16 protein-coding genes are annotated in these 16,226 nt (G+C 73.9%); 5 read left to right on the top strand and 11 right to left on the bottom strand.

Going from position 1 to position 16,226, the window contains the following annotated elements:
* Window positions 1–2: 2 nt before the first annotated feature.
* From AAEP86_RS11885 to AAEP86_RS11875, 3 genes are all read right to left on the bottom strand, one after another.
* A complete protein-coding gene (locus tag AAEP86_RS11885; RefSeq protein WP_420367543.1) occupies window positions 3–1,259 on the bottom strand; it encodes a multidrug effflux MFS transporter in 1,257 nt (418 codons plus the stop codon).
* Window positions 1,260–1,385: 126 nt separating this feature from the next.
* Complete coding sequence (locus AAEP86_RS11880; RefSeq protein WP_420367542.1) at window positions 1,386–4,043, bottom strand: phosphoenolpyruvate carboxylase; 2,658 nt, start codon at window positions 4,041–4,043, stop codon at window positions 1,386–1,388.
* Between the two features lie 205 nt (window positions 4,044–4,248).
* Window positions 4,249–4,914 (bottom strand): heme oxygenase (biliverdin-producing), encoded by a 666-nt coding sequence (locus tag AAEP86_RS11875; RefSeq protein ID WP_420367541.1) that lies wholly within the window; start codon window positions 4,912–4,914, stop codon window positions 4,249–4,251.
* A gap of 101 nt (window positions 4,915–5,015) precedes the next feature.
* On the opposite strand from AAEP86_RS11875, the gene AAEP86_RS11870 reads away from it, so the two are divergent.
* Entirely contained in the window at window positions 5,016–5,861 is an 846-nt protein-coding gene (locus AAEP86_RS11870) for a siderophore-interacting protein (protein WP_420367540.1), read from the top strand.
* Between the two features lie 68 nt (window positions 5,862–5,929).
* Entirely contained in the window at window positions 5,930–6,493 is a 564-nt protein-coding gene (locus tag AAEP86_RS11865) for a GIY-YIG nuclease family protein (protein ID WP_420367539.1), read from the top strand.
* A gap of 132 nt (window positions 6,494–6,625) precedes the next feature.
* On the opposite strand, the gene AAEP86_RS11860 is transcribed toward AAEP86_RS11865, so the two are convergent.
* The 5 genes from AAEP86_RS11860 to AAEP86_RS11840 form a co-directional block, all read right to left on the bottom strand.
* Window positions 6,626–7,654 (bottom strand): hypothetical protein, encoded by a 1,029-nt coding sequence (locus AAEP86_RS11860; RefSeq protein WP_420367538.1) that lies wholly within the window; start codon window positions 7,652–7,654, stop codon window positions 6,626–6,628.
* Between the two features lie 62 nt (window positions 7,655–7,716).
* Complete coding sequence (locus AAEP86_RS11855) at window positions 7,717–8,385, bottom strand: RES family NAD+ phosphorylase (RefSeq protein WP_420367537.1); 669 nt, start codon at window positions 8,383–8,385, stop codon at window positions 7,717–7,719.
* Window positions 8,382–8,972, bottom strand: a complete 591-nt coding sequence (locus tag AAEP86_RS11850; protein WP_420367536.1) for a hypothetical protein — start codon at window positions 8,970–8,972, stop codon at window positions 8,382–8,384. Before AAEP86_RS11850 ends, AAEP86_RS11855 begins: the two co-directional genes overlap by 4 nt.
* An 81-nt stretch (window positions 8,973–9,053) precedes the next feature.
* Window positions 9,054–9,305 (bottom strand): DUF4287 domain-containing protein, encoded by a 252-nt coding sequence (locus tag AAEP86_RS11845; protein WP_420367535.1) that lies wholly within the window; start codon window positions 9,303–9,305, stop codon window positions 9,054–9,056.
* Between the two features lie 19 nt (window positions 9,306–9,324).
* The gene (locus tag AAEP86_RS11840; protein WP_420367534.1) at window positions 9,325–10,809 is read right to left on the bottom strand and encodes a reverse transcriptase family protein; all 1,485 of its coding nucleotides are present in this window, start codon (window positions 10,807–10,809) and stop codon (window positions 9,325–9,327) included.
* Between the two features lie 60 nt (window positions 10,810–10,869).
* Between AAEP86_RS11840 and AAEP86_RS11835 the strand changes: the two genes are divergently transcribed.
* Window positions 10,870–11,430 (top strand): histidine phosphatase family protein, encoded by a 561-nt coding sequence (locus AAEP86_RS11835; protein WP_420367533.1) that lies wholly within the window; start codon window positions 10,870–10,872, stop codon window positions 11,428–11,430.
* A gap of 15 nt (window positions 11,431–11,445) precedes the next feature.
* Here the strand turns inward: AAEP86_RS11835 and AAEP86_RS11830 are convergent, their stop codons facing one another.
* From AAEP86_RS11830 to AAEP86_RS11820, 3 genes are all read right to left on the bottom strand, one after another.
* The gene (locus AAEP86_RS11830; protein ID WP_420367532.1) at window positions 11,446–12,261 is read right to left on the bottom strand and encodes a DUF1684 domain-containing protein; all 816 of its coding nucleotides are present in this window, start codon (window positions 12,259–12,261) and stop codon (window positions 11,446–11,448) included.
* A 55-nt stretch (window positions 12,262–12,316) separates the two neighbouring features.
* A complete protein-coding gene (locus AAEP86_RS11825; protein ID WP_420367531.1) occupies window positions 12,317–13,354 on the bottom strand; it encodes a transporter in 1,038 nt (345 codons plus the stop codon).
* Between the two features lie 96 nt (window positions 13,355–13,450).
* Window positions 13,451–14,410 carry an SDR family NAD(P)-dependent oxidoreductase gene (locus tag AAEP86_RS11820; protein ID WP_420367530.1) on the bottom strand — a complete coding sequence of 320 codons (960 nt, stop codon included), beginning with the start codon at window positions 14,408–14,410 and terminating at the stop codon, window positions 13,451–13,453.
* A gap of 88 nt (window positions 14,411–14,498) precedes the next feature.
* Between AAEP86_RS11820 and AAEP86_RS11815 the strand changes: the two genes are divergently transcribed.
* Window positions 14,499–14,759 (top strand): hypothetical protein, encoded by a 261-nt coding sequence (locus AAEP86_RS11815; protein WP_420367529.1) that lies wholly within the window; start codon window positions 14,499–14,501, stop codon window positions 14,757–14,759.
* A 115-nt stretch (window positions 14,760–14,874) separates the two neighbouring features.
* Window positions 14,875–16,185: a PP2C family protein-serine/threonine phosphatase gene (locus AAEP86_RS11810; RefSeq protein WP_420367528.1), complete on the top strand. Its 1,311-nt coding sequence runs from the start codon at window positions 14,875–14,877 to the stop codon at window positions 16,183–16,185.
* The last annotated feature ends 41 nt before the right edge of the window (window positions 16,186–16,226 follow it).

The following is a 16,226-nucleotide window of genomic DNA, read 5'->3' as shown; positions in this document are numbered from 1 at the left end:
ACCTACCGGGTGGACGGCCCAGACGTGTTCGGCCTCGCCGTGGCGTGTGTGGAGACCGTCCGTTCCCGCCGGGTCGCGACGAGCTGCACCACGACCGCGGCCGCCATGAGCACGACCATCACCGACCCCATCGCCGTCGCCGTCCCGCCCAGCGCCCCCGCCAACGGCGTGCCGAGACCGCCGAGCCCGAAGGTCAGGCCGCCCTGCAACGCCGCGGCGGTCCCGGGGTGTGCGGCCCCGACGTGCTGCGTGCGGGTCATCGCCGCCGGCAGGACGAAGCCCCACGCCGCCGTGACGACCGCGAGCGAGCACCACACCGGTACGGGACCCAGGCCGAGCAGCGCGGAGGACAGCACCCCGACCGCGCCGAGCGTCCCGACGACGAGCCCCGTCGACAGCAGTGCATCCTCCGAGAACCGGCCGACCACCCGTCGGAACACGAGGGTGGTCACGATCATCATCGATGCGTTGGTGGCGAAGACGAGCGTGTACATCCCCTCGGAGAAGCCGTACTGGGACTGGAACACGAACGAGCTCGTCGCGATGTAGGCGAAGAAGCCGATCGTCGAGAGCACCCCGGTGACCACGTACGCCCGGAAGCGTCCGATCGCCATCAGCTCGCGGATGCGGTCGCGGTTCGCCGCGAAGCCGACCCCGCCGCGACGTGCCGGCGGCAGCGTCTCGTGGAAGCGCAGCGCGACGGCGACGAAGAACACCGCGCCGAGCACCGCGAGCACGACGAACATGAGTCGCCAGGTGCCGATCGTGAGCACCGCTCCCCCGGCCAGCGGCGCGACCACCGGTCCGATCGCGTTGATCGCGGCGAGGGTGCCGAACACCTTCGCCATGCGCGGTCCGGTGATCACGTCGGAGACCATCGCGCGCCCGGCGACCGCGCCGGCCGCACCGGCGAGCCCCTGGAAGACCCGCGCGACGACCAGCGTCACCACGTCCGGAGCGAGGGCGCAGCCGACCGACGCGAGCGCGAAGACCGCGGTGCCGACGAGCAGGAGCGGACGTCGCCCGATGCCGTCGCTGACCGGGCCCGCCAGGAGCTGTCCCACGGCGAACGCCACCAGGAAGGCGGTGAGCGACAACTGGACCGCGCTCGGTGCGGTGCCGAGGTCGCGGGCGATCGCGGGCAGGGCCGGGATGTACATGTCCGTCGCGAACGGCGACACCCCGACGATGAGCGCCAACGGCAGGATGGGCGGCAGCACACCGGCGGGCGCGGGGTCGTCGCTGCGGTGCGTCGTCACACCCACCACGCTACGCCCACCCGAATCGATTCGAGAAGCGGCGCACAAGGGCGGGACACTCCGCGACGACGGACGGGAGGCGCGGTGCGGGCCCGCACCGCGCCTCCCGTCCGTGGACCGGTCGGGTCAGCCCGTGTTCTGCAGGCCGGCCGCGATCCCGTTGACGGTGAGGAGCAGCAGGCGGTGGTCGCCGTCCGTCGGGTCGGTGCTGCCCGACGTGCGGATCGCGCGGAGCGCGCGCAGCTGGAGGTGCGACAACGCGTCGACGTACGGGCTGCGGAGACGGACGGCCCGGGCGAGGACAGGCCGGTCCTCGAGGACGTCGCTGCCGCCGGAGATCCGCAGCACCCAGTCGCGGGTGCGCAGCATCTCGTCGAGCACCTTCGCGGCGAGGTCGTCGCGGTCGGCGAGTTCGAGGTAGCGACGGGCGATCTGCTCATCCGTCTTTGCGAGCGACATCTCGACGTTCTTGAGCATCGCGCCGAACAGCGGCCACTCGACGGAGGCGGTGCGGAGGAGCTCGAGGTCGCCGACGGCCTCGAGCGCGGAGCCCAGGCCGTACCAGCCGGCCAGGTTGATGCGGGCCTGGGTCCAGGAGAACACCCACGGGATGGCGCGGAGGTCCTCGAGCGACTCGACCGAGAGCCCGCGGCGCGCGGGCCGCGAACCGAGCGGCAGCAGCCCGATCTCCTCCATCGGGGTCACCCGGGCGAACCAGGGCGCGAAGCCGTCGGCCTTGACGAGGTCGTAGAACGCCTGTCGGGACACGTCGTCGAGCTGCTGCGCGAGGTCGGCGAAGCGGGCGGCGGCGAGGGCGGTGCGCTCTTCGTTCGACGGCGACGACGCGAACAGCGTGGCCGAGGCCATCTGCTCGAGGTGCCGGGCGGCGATGTCCTTGTCGCCGTACTGGGCGAAGATGACCTCGCCCTGCTCGGTGAGCTTGAGGCGCCCGTCGATCGACCCCGGCGGCTGCGCGAGGACGGCCTCGTTCGCCGGTCCGCCACCGCGGCCGAGCGAACCGCCGCGGCCGTGGAACAGGGTCAGCTCGACGTCGGCGTCACGCGCCCAGTCGGCGATCCGGGCCTGGGCGTCGTAGAGGGCGAGGTTGGCGGACACCGGACCGACGTCCTTCGACGAGTCCGAGTAGCCGAGCATGACCTCGAGCCGGCGGCCCGTCGCGGCGAGCCGACGCTGGAACGCCTCGGTGCGGACGGCCTCGTCGAGGATGTCGACGCTGGCGTGCAGGTCGGCGAAGGTCTCGAACAGCGGGATGACGTCGAGCACCGGGGCGGCCTCGACCGACCCGAGCGCGGCGACCGCGAGTTCGTGCACGTTGGCCAGGTCGGCCGCCGACTGGGTGAAGGAGACGATGTAGCGGCTCGCGGAGCGCACCCCGTAGCGGGCCTGCAGCTCCGCGATGGTGCGGAAGACCGACAGGACCTCCTCGGTCATCTCGCTCAGGTCGCCACCGGCACGGATCTCGGCCAGGGCGTTCCGGTGCACCTGCGAGTGCTGGCGGACCTCGAGCTCGGCCAGGTGGAACCCGAACGTCTCGACCTGCCACACGAGGTTCTGCAGCTCGCCGTTCGCGGGACGCGTGGCACCGGCGGCCACGAGGGAGGTCTGGATCGTCCGGAGGTCGGTGAGGAGGGCCTCGGGTCCGGCGTAGGCGAGCGGCGCCTCGCCCCGGCGGGTCGCGTCGATGCGGGCGGCCACGAACAGGAGGGCGCGACGGTGCGTCTCGTTCGGGGCGCGGACCCCGATGCGCTCGGCGATCCCGGCGTCGAGTGCCTCCTGCGCCGCCACGAGGGCGGTGAGTCCGGCGTCGGCCGGCGTCTCGCTCGCGTCGAGGGTCAGGGTGCTGCCGATGCGGGTGGCGGCGCGGGACAGCCCGAGCAGGACGTGCTCCGCGGCGATCTCGGCGGCCTGCCGGGTGACGTCGGCGGTCACGTGCGGGTTGCCGTCGCGGTCACCACCGATCCAGGTGCCGAAGCGCACGAAGGCGGGCGCGGTGACCGGTGCGTGCCCGGCCTGGTCGCCGAGGAGGCGGTCGTCGAGCAGGCGGTACACCTGCGGCACGATCTCGAACAGCGTCTGGTCGAAGACGCTCATCGCCGTGCGGACCTCGTCGAGCGGGGTCGGGCGGGTCGTCCGGAGCGGGGACGTCCGGAGGAGGGTCGTGATCTCCTCGAGCAGGCGACGCTCGTTCTCGGCCAGTGCCGTCTGGTTCGTCGTGCGGTCCCGCTCGTCGATGAGGTCGGTGATGCGGCGGACGGCCGTGGTGACCGCGCGACGGCGGGCCTCGGTCGGGTGCGCGGTGAGGACCGGGTGGAACCGGAGGTCGCGGAGGCGTGCCGCGGCCTCGTCCTCGCCGACCTGCTCGACGAGCGAGGCGTACGTGGCGGGGAACGAGTCGCCCGCGACGCCACCGTCGTCGCCTCGGAAGCGCAGCACGCGGACGCGGTGGTGCTCCTCGGCGAGGTTCGTGAGGTGGAAGTAGGTCGTGAAGGCCTGCGCGACGGCCTCGGCCCGGTCGGCCGACATCTCCGCGACGATCGCCTCGGCGCGTGCCGCACCGTCGGCCTGGCCGCCCTCGTACGCGTCGATGACCGCGGCCCGCAGGCTCTCGACGTCGTGGAGGAGGTCCTCGCCGCCGGTCTCGCGCAGCACGCGGCCGAGGAGCTTGCCGAGGTACCGGACGTCCGAGCGCAGGTCGCTGTCGACCGCTCCGCTCACGTCGTCCCGCGCGCGCCCGTGGCGCGTGTGACCGTCGATCGCCGTCATGAGGTCCTTTCCGCGTCGTCCGGGAGGCTCCTCCCGGTGTGCAGCAGCGTACCGGCGCGTCGGGACGGGTGACGACAACCGTCCGGACGGACCAGCGGACGCGGCGCCCGTCAGCGAACGCGCGCGGACCAGCGGGCGTCGAGCGCGCGGACGCGACACCCGTCGGCGGACCCGCGCGGACCACCGGCGCGAGCGCGCCGCGAGGTCAGGCGGTCGCCGCCGGGCCCCGTCCGCGCCGTGCGTCGAGGTCGGCGAGCAACCCGTGGTCGAGCTCGTACGCGAGCTCCACCTCGGCGATCACCTGCTCCTGCTCCTCGGCCGACCACGGCGCCGCGTCGAGCTGCGCCCGGTACGTGCCCTCGAACGCGGCCGGGTCGGCGACCTGGTCGAAGATGTAGAAGAGGATGCCGTTCGTCTCGAAGCCGAACTGCTCCGCGAGCAGCGACCCGATGGCGTGCCCGCCCGCGACGTCCCCGAGGTACCGCGTGTAGTGGTGCGCGACGAAGCCGCCCGGCGTGGTCGCCGCGACCTCGTTCAGCCGGCGGACGTAGGCCGTCGTGGCCGGCAACGGGCAGACGAGCTCGGACCAGTCCGGACCGACCAGGTACTCGAGGTCGGCGCGGATCGCCGGCATCCTGGTCAGCTGCGTGGTCACGAAGGGAGCGGCGACGGGGTGGTCGGCCATCCGTTCGGCAGCGCGTTCGAGGGCGTCGTAGACGAACGCGTACTGCCCGAGCAGGTCGGCGTAGTCCGCGACGTCGCAGGCACCGCCCACCAGGTCGGCCATGAAGCCGTGGCCCGCCGAGGTGCCGTGCGAGCGCCGGGTGCGCCGCCGCAGGAGCTCGGAGAACGGGATGACCGACGTGTCCATGAGGGAAGGCTAACCTTACCGAGCGATCCGTCAAGCACCGCCGCGGAACCCGGCCGACGTTCACAGCGGGCCCCGCGGTCGAGAGAGGAAGCTCTGCCGCGATGAGCCCGAAACCCCAGCGCCCCCAGCACGTCTTCGTCGTCGACCACACCGAGCGCCTCTCGCCGCACATGGTGCGGGTGCACCTCGGCGGTCCCGCGTTCGACGACTTCGTCGCGGCGGCGGACCCGGAGCGGCTGGCGTCGACGGACAAGTACGTCAAGCTGCTGCTGGCGAAACCGTCGCTCGGTCTGACCCCGCCGTACGACCTCGACGCCCTCCGCGCGACCCTGCCGAAGCACGACCGGCCCGCGCGGCGCACCTACACGGTCCGAGCCGTCGATCGTCGTGCCCGCACCATCGCGATCGACTTCGTGGTGCACGGCGACGAGGGCCTCGCCGGCCCGTGGGCCGCCGCCGCGCAGCCCGGCGACCTGCTCGCCCTGTCCGGTCCCGGCGGCGGGTACGCGCCGTCGACCGACCCCGCAGTCACGCACGTGCTGCTCGGCGACGACAGCGCACTCCCCGCGATCTCCGCCGCCCTGGAGGCGCTCCCCGACACCGCCACGGGCGTCGCGCTGGTCGAGGTGGCCGGCCCCGCCGACGAGCAACCCGTCCGCCACCCGGCCGGAGTCGACCTGCGGTGGCTGCACCGCGACGCCACCGGCGCCGTGCCGGGCACGCTGCTGCTGGAGGCCGCCCGCGGACTGCCGCGCGCCTCCCGTCCGGTGCAGGTCTTCGCACACGGCGAGCGGACCGCGGTGAAGGCGCTCCGCCGTCTGCTGCAGAACGACTGGGGCCTCGAGAAGTCCGAGATGTCGCTGTCCGCCTACTGGGCGCTCGGGCGCGGCGAGGACCAGTTCCAGGAGGAGAAGCGCGAGCCGATCGGGGTCATCTTCACGGACTAGCCCGGGTCGTCCCGCGGTCCGTCCGGGAGGCGCGGCTCGCGTCGGTGGGTCGGGCTAGCGTTCCCGGCATGGTCGCCCCCTCGTGCTGCGTGCCCGGTTGCGGGACCGAGCCCGTCAGCGGATCGCCGGTCCCGCTGTGCGCCGCGCACGTCACGCTCGTCGCCGAGTTCGCGGCGGAGCACGCCGGCGTCGAGGACGCCCTGCCCGGGCCGTGCCCGGTGTGCGGCTCGCGGACCGGTGTGCGGTACCCCTCCGCCGCGGTGTGCGCGACGTGCGAGTGGCGGTACGGCGACGTCCCCGACGGAGACCTCGCTCCCCCACGGGTCGACGTCGTGTACTACCTGCGGATGCGCGACGACTTCGGCGACCGGGTCAAGATCGGCACGACGACGAACCTCCGGCAACGGCTCGCGGCCATCCCGCACCAGGACCTGCTCGGGCTCGAGCGTGGCGACCGGACGCTCGAGCGACGACGCCACGCCCGCTTCGCCGCGACGCGGTACCCGGGGACGGAGTGGTTCCGTGTCACCCCGGAGCTGCTCGACCACGTCGCGGTCGTCGCCGCTGGGGTCTCCGACCCGTGGGAGCTGCACGCGCGGTGGACGAGCGAGGCGCTGGCGCTGCGGGGCTGAGGGCGCGGTACGGTCGCGCAGTCCTGACGGAGCCTGCATCGAACCACGCAGGCGACATCGAACCAGCCCCGGGCGGTGGTTCGACGTCGGATCCGTGGTTCGGTCCTCGCCGGCGTCGGCGGTCGCGACGGGTCAGCGGGCGTAGGCGTCGACGAACAGGTGCCCGCGGATCTCGCGTAGGGTCTCGGCGAGCCGGTCGATCGTGCGTCCGGAGATGCCGGACACCTCGAGGTCGTACGGCCCGAGTGCCTGCAACCGACCGGTGCGGATCCGGATCACCTCCCATCCGACGCCGCGGACGGCTCGGTCCTTCCGTCGGTCGGTCTCCTGTCGGGGTCCGACGTGTTCGAGTCCGTGCCGGCCGGTCGAGTCGTACTCGATCGCGACGCGCAGCTCGGGCAGGATGACGTCCGGCCAGGCCTCGACGTGGTCGAAGAACGGACGGTCGAGCCGGATCGCGGTGTGGTCGAAGGTGAAGTCGAAGCGCTCGACCAGGGCCGCGCGGAGCTCGGCCTCGACCGCCGACGCCGTTGCCGGGGCACACCGGCTCGTGAACGACTCGCCCGAGGGCAGCCGTGGTGTCTTCGGGCAGATCGACCGCGGGACGGACGGCCCGGATCGGCGTGGGGCACCGGCGTCCGACCGGCGCGGGCGGGCCCGCGTCGAGGGGACCGCCCCGGCAGGCACCCCGCCGCCGGGACCGGGAGCACCCGCCCCGGGCCCGCCGGGGACCGCGCGGGTCGGGATGCCGCGCGAGGGAGCTGCGGGCAGCGTCTGCCGGCCGGCGACGCGGACGACCCGCTGCGGGACGGGGACGCCGGTCGGCCAGTCCTGCGGCAGGACGGGCCAGCGCTGCGGCTGCGCCTGCACCGCGCACTCGGGGCACCACACGGACCGGCGTCGCTCGCGTCCGGGCCGCGAGCGCTGCTCGGCCGGCGTGGCGACGAAGACGTGGCCGACGTCGCACTCCCAGGTGAGCAGGACCTCGGCCGCGGGCGGCACCTGGCTGAGGACGATGCCGTGGTTCCAGTCCGGGTGGTACTGCCGGACGAGCACGGGGTACGGCGCCCAGTCGGCGCGGAACGCACCCACGGCGTACGGGACGGGCAGGCCGCGCGACCACTGTCGGCGGCGCCACCATGCGTCGACGGGTTCGGCCACGCCCACACGCTAGGCAGGACCACCGACAGACACCGACGCCACGGACCGGGAGCGCCCCGGGCTCAGTCGGCCGGAGGCGTGACGAACGTGAACCGCTCGGCGCCGGCGTCCGACCCGTCGTCGAGCACGCGGATGCCGGACTCGCGGCAGGCGGTCACACCGTCGCGGTGCACACGCTCGGGGCGGGGACGCCTCGGGACGCCGGACGCACCGAACACCGCCCAGGCGTTCGCGGCCGCCGCGCTGGTGAACCGCGTGCTGTACCGGACGCCGGCGAACCCCGCGGCGTCGAACGCCCGCGCCCAGGCCTGCGGCACGCGGTAGTCCCCCATGGTCTGCAGCTCGGCGCCGACACCCGAGCGCACGGCTGCCGGGTGCGTGACGTCGGCGAACCGGCGGCCGCGCGACGCCCGGGCCGCGACGACGACCATCTCGCGCGCCCGGGCGGCGAACACGGTGTTCGTGGTGAGGACGTGGTGCGCGAGTCGTTCCCGCACGGCGACCTCGACCGAGTCGGCCCAGTAGCAGGTGCCCCTCGGGACGGCGAGGTCGAACCGCCCGCCGTCGACCCCGTCGGCGTCGGGCTCGGTGCTCGCGAACCACCACGCACCACGGTCGTGACGCTTCGCGCGGTAGAAGGTCGTGCCCCGGGACTCCTCGGCAGGGAAGTCCGTGAGGTCGAGGTCGTCCCGCGGCGGACGCTGGGCGACCTCGTTCCGGCTCGGCGTCACGCGTCGGCCGCCCACGCGTGCGCGGCTCGACGGGCCGCGGCGAGGACCTGGTCCTCGCGCCCGTCGCGCAACGCCTCGGCGGCGGTCGTGCCACCGAACTCGTCCGCCGGGGTGTTCAGCCACAGCGCACTGCCCCAGGGGTCGATCCGGTCGGGGTCGACGAGCGCGAGGACCTGCCGCAGGTTCGGCAGCGGTGAGCCCGTCACCCCGAACTGGAACGACGGGAAGACCAGGCTGCCGTCGCCGATCTTCAGTCCGATCAGGTCGCGTCTGGCCGTCGCCTTGCTGAGGGCCTGCCGGGTCACCCCGCGCCAGGCCGCCAGGGTCGGGGTGTCGTAGAACGGTCCGATGAGGGCGTCGGCCTCGTGCTTCACGGTGGGCAGCGCGGCGACCATGCGGTCGGCCAACAGCTCGACGTCGGCTCCGTCCTCGAGCGCGCCGTCGACGCGTCCGCCCAGGATGCGACCGCGGAGCGCCTCGATCAGGGACGCCTCGACCGGCGTGAGATCACGTCGGAGGGCGCCCGTCCGCCGTTCCGGACCGTGCCCGTCACCCGCTCCGGTCCGGATGCGTTCCGTCGTCGCCATGCCGGGCCTCCTGTCAACCGCGTCAACCCATTCTGCTCCCTGATCGACAACCACGTCAACCGCCGGGACGGGTCGTGCGGATCAGTCCTCCAGCGCCTTCCTGACGTACGCGACGAGTGCGTTGGCGTGCCCGTGCCCCAGGCCGTGCTGCTCCTTGAGCCAGGCCACGACCTCCATGTGCGCGTGGCCGTCGAGCCGGTCGGCGACGAGGTCGAGCCACTCCTGCACCGGCCGCCCGTACGTCGTCCCGATGCTCGGGAAGTAGGACGCGGGGCCCTTCGGCCTGCTGCCGTCGGCCGGCGGCTCCGGCGCGGTCACACGGTGTGTGGTCATGGTCGCCACGATAGGCCCGTCACCAGCGGATCCGCGCGAACTCCTCCCGCAACCGGCGTGCCCGTCCGGGGTGCACCTGTTCCACCCAGCCGATCCGGCCGAGCAGGTGTGCGCGGAACTCCGGGTGCCCGGCGCGGTTCTGGGACGCGGGACCGTGCTCGGCGGCGTTGTGCAGGACGGCGTGCAGTCGGTCGACCTCGCGTCGGCCGGGTGACGGTCGGTCGTTGACGACGACCCCCGTGACGGACTGCCGGACGCCGCTCCGGCGGACCCGCGTCTTGCCGGGGTTCAGCCGGTACCCCTGGTCGGTGACGATCCGGTCGACCCCGCGCAGGAACGCGTCGGGGCGGGCCGCGAGCCGGTCGCCGCCGCTGAAGGTCAGGTCGTCGGCGTACCGCGTGTACACGGCGTCGACGGCCGCGGCCCACCCCGTGAGTCGGGCGTCGAGGTGCCGGAGCGCCGTGTTCGCGAGTGCCGGCGAGGTCGGCGCACCCTGCGGCAGGTGCGCGTCGGCGAGCGAGCGGCGGAGTGCGGCGCGTTCCTCGGGACTGCCGCCGTCGGGCATGCCGGTGAGCACGTGCGGCGGGACGCGGTGCGTGCAGACCCCGGTGAGCACGTGGGCGAGTGGCTCGGCGAACCCGGCGGTCCGGAACACGCCGTAGACGGTCGGCGCCGTGACGCTCGCGAAGAACGACGTGAGGTCGGCGGACAGCACGACCTGCTGCCCCGCGTGCAGGGCGGCTCCGGTCACGACGCTGCGGCCGGCCACGAAGCCGTGTGCGGCGTCGTGCACGGGCAGGACCGTCAGGAGCTCGTCGAGGATGGTCCGCTGCGTCCGGCGGAGCATCTCCATCGGCTTCTCGAGCAGCCGCGGCGTCCTGCCGGGCCGCCGGACCCACTGGTACCGGTGGTGGTGGAGCGGGCTCGCGGGACCGGGACGGCGGTTCCAGCCACGGGTGTCGGCGAGCCAGAGCAGCCGACCCACGGTCAGGTCGAGGCCGCGGGCGAGCTCGGGCAGCGTGTCGACCAGCAGGCGGCTGGTGGTCACCGGCCGGGACCGCACCGGGGTCGCTCGTCGGGCGAGGACGCGCACCGGCCGACGGTCCTCGCGGGAGCGGTGCAGCGCGACGAGCCGCGGCGACACCGCGAGCACGGCCGCGAGTTGCCGGGGTGCGTCGACGGGTGCCCGCGGGTACGCCTCGAGCGCCGCGGCGACGGCGAGTCCCACGTAGGCGCGTTCCACGCCGACCACGACGCGGCCCGCCGCCGTCAGGTCGTCCGCCTCCCAGCGCTCCGCCGTCAGGAAGGCGTCCGCGAGTGCCCGCGCGACGACGGGCAGCGGCGTGGGGTTCCCGGGGGACCTGTCGGTGCCTCCGTGCGGGAGCGCGCGCGGAGCGCGCTGCGTCGCTCGGGGCGTGTCGTCCTGCTGGTACCGCGTGCCCCGGGGTGACCCCGGAGAGGTCGGCGCGTCGTCCGCGCCGTCCGCCTCCCCCGGGAACTCCACGGTGCCACTGTACGGCCGCCCGTCGACGTCGCGCCGTGTGGGGTCTGACAGGATCGGCGGATGGTCTCGTTCTTCCTGACCCACGCCGAGGTGGTCGTCGAACCCGCCGAGCCGATCGAGTCGTGGCGGCTCTCGGGGCACGGACGTTCCCGGGCGGCCGGCGCCGTCGACGTCGCCTGGCACGCCGACGTCCGTCGCATCGTCTCGAGCACCGAGCAGAAGGCCGTCGACACGGCGGCGGTCCTCGCGGCGGCGGTCGGCGTCGTCCCCGAGACCGACCCGGGACTCGGCGAGATCGACCGCAGCGCGACGGGGTACCTGCCGTTCGACGAGTTCGACCGCGTCGTCGACGTGTTCTTCGCGGACCCCCACCGCTCGGTGCGCGGGTGGGAGCGCGCCGTCGACGCCCAGCGCCGCATCGTCGACGCGGTGCGTCGGCTCGCGGCCGGCGAGGACGTGACGATCGTGTCGCACGGCGCCGTCGGGGCGCTCCTGCTGGCCGACCTGCGCGGCGTACCGATCTCGCGAGCACTGGACCAGCCGGGCATGGGGAGCGTGTTCGCCTTCGACCCGGTCGGGTGGCGGGTCTCGGGCGACTGGGTCCGCGTCGGCGCACGCTGACCGGCGACTCGTGGGTCAGCCGGGCAGCTGCTCCCCGGCGTCGACCGCGACGTCCAACCGGTTCTCCGCCGGTGGCAGCGGGCACGTCGCGTGGTCGGTGTAGGCGCAGGGCAGGTTCGTCGCGCGGTTGAAGTCGATCGTGGTCGCACCGGAGGCGTCCGGCGCAGCCACCTCGAGGCTCCGCGTGGCGGCGGAGGTCGTGACGCCGCTGGTCCGGTCGGTGAAGAGCACGAGCAGGTCGTCCCCGCCACCGTTGAACGCCAGGAGCGAGCGCGGCCCGTCGAGGTCGAAGGTCAGCACCCCGGGCGCCTCGTAGACGTGCTGCAGCCCGTCGACCACGGACCCGACCGTGACCTCGCGGGGCGTGTCGAACGGCTCGAAGCGCGCCGGGACGACGAAGCGCGGGGTCGGCGCGTACGCCGGCGTCCCCGCGTACTGCACGCGTGTCGGGTTCGAGGGCCTGCGGGGACGGATCACGTCGCTGCCGCCCCGGCGGGCGACCTCGACGACGACGGTCTCGTCACCGTCGTGCCACACGGCGGAGGTGGCGGAGCGGTCGGCGAGCGGGCCGAAGCGGTGTTCGCCGGTCACGCGCACCCCGTCGACCTCGATCCACTCCCCGTCGTCGAGCACGACGACCGGCCCGTCGTCGGACGTCGACCACGCGCCGGGAGCGTCCTCGTACCGCTCGGGTGCGGCCCCGAGCCACCGCATGCTCGTGATCGCCAGGAAGCCGTGCTCGCCGGCACGATCGCGTTCGTGCGTGGCGTGCCAGGATGCCCACTCGGCCCCGAGGGACGAGGACGGTGCGGTCGGGGTCGTCGTGCGCATGGGACGACGCTACGTGCTGTGCCACCGGCTCCGCCACGGAGCGTGACGTCCGGCGTCACGCGACCTGCCGCGTCGACCCGGTCACCGGCCCGGGCTCGGCGTCCTCGTCGTCGGCCGCCTGCAGCTCGTCCTCGGCCTGCCCCAGCAGGTGGTGCACGGCGAGTCCGATCGACCGCGCCCCCACGACGGCGACCAGCGCGGTGAGGAGCCCGAGCACCACGACGGTCGGGATCCAACCGCCCGGTACGTCGAGGATCCTGAGCCACTCGACCGCCGCCGTCGCGACCGCCGCCGCCGGGAACACGAAGGACCAGAAGCCGAGCGAGAACGACAGCCGGACGTACCGAGGCAGGAGCGCCAGCTGCACGAGGAGGAGCAGGACGCCGAGCCCGGCCACCGCCTGCACCGGCAGCGTCACCGCGTCGTCCGTCAGCGCGAACAGCGAGACGGTGGCGACGGACGGCGGTGCGACGAGGATGGCCATCGTCGGCACGAGCGGTCCCGGTAGCTCCGGGCGGAACGCCAGCCGCAGCAGCAGCAGTCCGGTCATCACGCCCCAGAAGAAGACCCCGACCCCGAAGCAGGCCCACGACAGCCACGTGACGCCGACCTCGTGCGTGGCGACCGAGCCGACGAGCGCTGCGGCCACGGTCGGCAGCAGGTAGCCGCCGTGCACGGACTCGAGCGCGAGTCGGCCCTCGAACCACGTCGCGAGCAGCCACCCTGCGAACCCCGCGGCGACCGCGACCCCGAGCAGCACGAGCACGGTGCCACCGGTCGGCCAGACACGGGACAGGTCCACGCCGAGCAGCATCGCCGTCGCCGGGACGAGTGCCGCGAGGGGGCCCTGGGACGGGTGGCGGAGCTGGTCGACGAGCCGGTCGTGCCCGCGCACCCGGAGACCGCGGACCACGTGCGCGGTGAGCATCGCCAGCCACGCGACGGCTGCCACCACCCAGGAGACCTGCGGGAGGAACGCCGGCAGGTGCAGGACCGGCGCCGCGGAGGACCACGCCTCGGCGGAACCGGCGAGGCCGAAGGGCACGGCGAAGGTGTTGAGCGGGATGCGGGAGTGTGGACGAGGGCGTGGCATGACCGCTCCATTGTGGCGGTGTCAGCCGGTGTGACCGGAGGCTCGCCCGGCGTCGGCCCTGATCGAGCAGCGGCGCCCGGGAGGGGCGCCGGTGCGTCAGCGGCGCCGGCCCAGGACGACGCCGGCGACCGCGACGGCCGCTCCGGCCCAGAGGAGCGGACGCGTGACTCGCCGTCGCTTCGCGACCCAGCCGCCGTCCGTGGCGTTGCCCGCGTCGGCCGGCGTGAAGAGGTTGCCGTCGGTCGGAGCCTGTCGGCCCCGCAGCGCGAAGATCTGCACCATCGGCCTCGTGATCTTGTGGAACAGCCCGGGGAACACGTACTGCAGGGGCACCAGCGACGCCTGCACCCGGCCGACGAAGCGGTAGCGCTTCGGGTGCAGCGCGGCCTGCACGACGGCGCGTCCGGCCCGTTCGACGGACACGGTCGGCGGCAGCGGGTGCGACGCCTTGTCGGTGTAGTTCGCGCCGTTCTGGTAGATCGGCGTGTCGATCGTCGACGGCATCAGCGTCGTGAAGTGGATGCCGGTGCCGGCGAACTCGTCCCCGAGGACGTCGACCAGGCCGAGGGCTGCGTGCTTGCTCGTCACGTACGCCGACTGGTACGGCGCGGAGAGCAGCGACTGGATCGAACCGACCAGGACGTACGTGCCCGAGCCGCGCTGCTTCCAGTGCGGCAGGAGGTGCGTCACCGCGTTGAGGTGGCCGTACAGGTTCGTGTCGACGACGCGCTTGAACGACTCGGTCGGCGTCTGCTCGAACAGGCCGTAGATGAACAGGGCCGCGTTGCCCACGAAGACGTCGATCCGGCCGAACCGCGTCGTGGTCGTCGCGATGAGGTCCTTCACCTGGTGCTCGTCGGCGACGTCGGTCGGGATCGCGACGGCCTCGGCACCGAGCTTCCGGCACTCCGCGGCGGCTGCCTCGAGGCTGTCGTGGCTGCGTGCGGCCAGCACGAGCGTTGCTCCCTGCCGGGCGAACTCGTGCGCCGCGGCCCTCCCGATGCCGCTCGATGCTCCCGTGACGACGACGATCTTCCCGCGGAATCGATGACCCATGGGTCCTTGCTACGCGGCGGCGCCTCGGGGTGTGTCCAGGCGGCGTCGTCCCCTGCCGCACCGGGCGCCTCCGTGGGAGCATGGGCGCATGCGCAAGGACGACCTCACGGTGGACGAGGCGACGGTCATCGCCGAGCACGCCCGGGCCGGGGTGCTCGAGCTCGACGACCCGGAGGTCCGCAAGGTCGTCGAGCAGGCGAACCGGGTGCTCGTCCGGGCGCAGATGTGGGGTGAGGAACGCAGTCCCAAGTTGCGACGCCGACGACGCCTCATCGCGATCGGAGCACTGGTCATGGTGCTCGTCTGGGTGGCCGGGCTGCTCGTCCCGCTCGCCGTCCGCTTCGGCTGAGGCCGACGGCGCGGACCCGGGCGCTGACGGCGCCGGTACGCTGCGACACCCCCGGTCCGTCGTCGGACGGGCGGTCGGCTTGCCCTCGCCGTCGGGACCGGCTTGACTCGACCCGATGAGCGACACGGCCGGCGCGACCGCGACCCCCAGGACATGGACGGTGAGCGCGCGCGAGGACACCGGGCCGATCGTCCTCGGCAGGATCCAGACGACGTGGGCGCCCCTGGCGAAGCAGACCGTCGTCGCCGCGCTGGTCGTGGCCGCCGCGATGAGCAGCACCGTCCTGCCGTGGCTCGTCGTCACGGACGCGCCACGGATGTGGACCGGCGTGGCGCTCGCCGTGCTCGGGCTCGTCATCGGGGCGGTGATGGCCCGCTGGCCGGGGACGGCGCGTGCCGAGCTCGTCGTCCCGGCGATCGACTTCATCGCGATCGGGCTGCTCCGCTACGGCACCGGTGACACGCGCTCGGTGTTCCTCGCCGTGGTGGTGCTGCCGGTCATCTGGATGGCGGCGCGGCCCGGCCGCAGGCACATCGTGTACCCACTCCTCGGGACCTGCGCGACGCTGTTGCTGCCGTACGTCCTGGCGCCGACGGAACCTCGGCCCAGTGAGCTGGTCCGGCTGGTCTTCGCCGTCGTCGTGTACGGCGCGACCGCGGCGGTGACCAACGAACTGGCGCGCCAGGCCGACATCCGCCTCAGTTCCGCACAACGGCACCGGCGGGTCGCCGAGAGCGAGATCGACCGGGCTGCCCTCGTGCAGCAGTCCCTGCTGCCGACCTCGGCGGCGTCCCTGCCGCCGGAGCTCCGCGCGACGGGGGTCTGCATCCCGGCGAAGGCCGTCGGCGGCGACTTCTACGACTGGTTCCCCACCCCGGACGGCGCCGCGTTCACGCTCGGCGACGTGATGGGCAAGGGGGTCGGCGCCGGCATGATCGCGGCTGCCGTCCGGTCGCTCATCCGCAGCACGGTCGACGAGCCGGACGCCGCGGTCGCGGTGCGGCGTGCCGCGGCCGGGTTGGCGACGGGCACGTCCGACGTGACGAGCGCCCAGTTCACGACGTGCTTCCACGTGCGCATCGACCGTGACGGCGTCGCCCGCTGGGTCGATGCCGGACACGGCCTCACGCTGCTCCGTCGCGCGGACGGCGCCGTGCAGTCCCTGCGGTCCGGGCACCTGCCGATCGGCGTCGGCACCTCGTGGTCGAGCGAGACGACCGCGATGGGGCCGGGCGACGTCATCGTCAGCGTGAGCGACGGCGTGCTCGACCTGTTCGGCGGCGACCTGGACGCGCTCGACCGGTTCGAGGCCTGGGTGGCGGAACGGCCGCACCCGCAGCAGCTCGTGGACGGGGTCACCGAACTGGCACACCGCGGCGAGCACCCGGACGACGTCACGGTGCTCTGCGTCGCCTACGTCCGCTGACCCCGTCGGGTCGGCAGGAGCCGGTCCGGAGCCGGGCGGTC

It is taken from the genome of Curtobacterium sp. L1-20 (assembly GCF_048755855.1).
Taxonomy (GTDB): domain Bacteria; phylum Actinomycetota; class Actinomycetes; order Actinomycetales; family Microbacteriaceae; genus Curtobacterium.
Note: the sequence above shows the minus strand (reverse complement) of the source record. Positions and strands in the feature narration are given on the sequence as shown.